Source organism: Kitasatospora sp. NPDC059812 (assembly GCF_042732075.1).
Lineage (GTDB): Bacteria > Actinomycetota > Actinomycetes > Streptomycetales > Streptomycetaceae > Kitasatospora.
Genome location: NZ_JBHWIO010000190.1, coordinates 1 through 1137, shown reverse-complemented (window position 1 = coordinate 1137; position 1137 = coordinate 1). Strand labels below are relative to the sequence as shown.

At 37.6% G+C, this 1137-nt stretch carries 1 protein-coding gene; it reads left to right on the top strand.

Annotated features, from left to right (window positions below; translation table 11 throughout):
* Positions 1-205: 205 nt before the first annotated feature.
* On the top strand, positions 206-1137 hold a 932-nt coding region (locus ACFV6D_RS38860), incomplete at its 3' end, for an IS256-like element ISBsu2 family transposase (protein ID WP_380563456.1).

Here is a 1137-nt window from a genome sequence, read left to right as displayed (position 1 = left end):
CAGCAATGGGCTATGGTCATGAATCAACTATTAGTTCATGACCACCTAAAGGAACGTGTGAAGAAATATCTAGAATAACTTACACACTTTTCTTGACAAGCCCCTTACCGGGAGTGTAATATTAACTGTGTAAGTAAGGAATGCGTACGGTTCCTTACTCACACAGTTTTTTATTTGATAGAATAATAAGTATAAAGCTAAAGGAGTGGTTTCAGTGGGGAAATTGAAAAGAGATCCGAACTCCGTAGAATTAGCTAACAAGATTATCGAACAGTATCAGCCTAAATCAGTAGAAGATATGCAAGAAGCATTAAAAGACATATTTGGTCCCATGTTTGAGTCAATGCTAAAAGGTGAAATGAATCACCATTTGGGCTATGAATCCAATGACAAGGGAGAAAAAGAAACAAGAAATAGAAGAAATGGATATGGCAAAAAGATCGTGAAAACAACAGCAGGAGAAGTTGAAATTGCAGTCCCCCGTGATCGTGATGGTTCATTTGAACCGCAGTTGATTCCAAAGCGTAAAAGAGATGTATCCTCTATAGAGGATAAGGTCATTTCGATGTATGCCAGAGGAATGTCACAACGAGACATTTCTTCCACGATAGAAGACATCTATGGCTTTTCTGTATCTCATGAAATGGTATCCGACATTACGGATACTGTACTTCCTAATTTAGAAGAGTGGCAAAATCGTCCCTTAAGTAACTGTTACCCTTTTGTGTTTGTCGATTGTCTTTACACAACCATTCGTAATGACTATGAAACGAAGAAGTATGCCGTTTACACAATACTAGGATATACCATAGAAGGTAAAAAGGACATTCTAGGTTTGTGGTTGAATGAAACGGAAAGTAAACATAAATGGATGCAAATTTTTGATGAAATCAAATCTCGTGGTGTAGAAGATATCTTCTTTCTCTCAATGGATGGCGTTAGTGGTCTGGAAGAAGGAGCACGTGCGATTTTTCCTGATGTGACCGTACAGAGATGTATTGTTCATTTAATTCGAAATTCGATTAAGTATATACCAAGTAAAGACTACAAGCCTTTTACTGCTGCCTTAAAGAAAGTGTATGGAGCTCCAATCCTTAAGGCTAGTCACAGTGCATTTGAATCTTTTGAAAAGCAGTG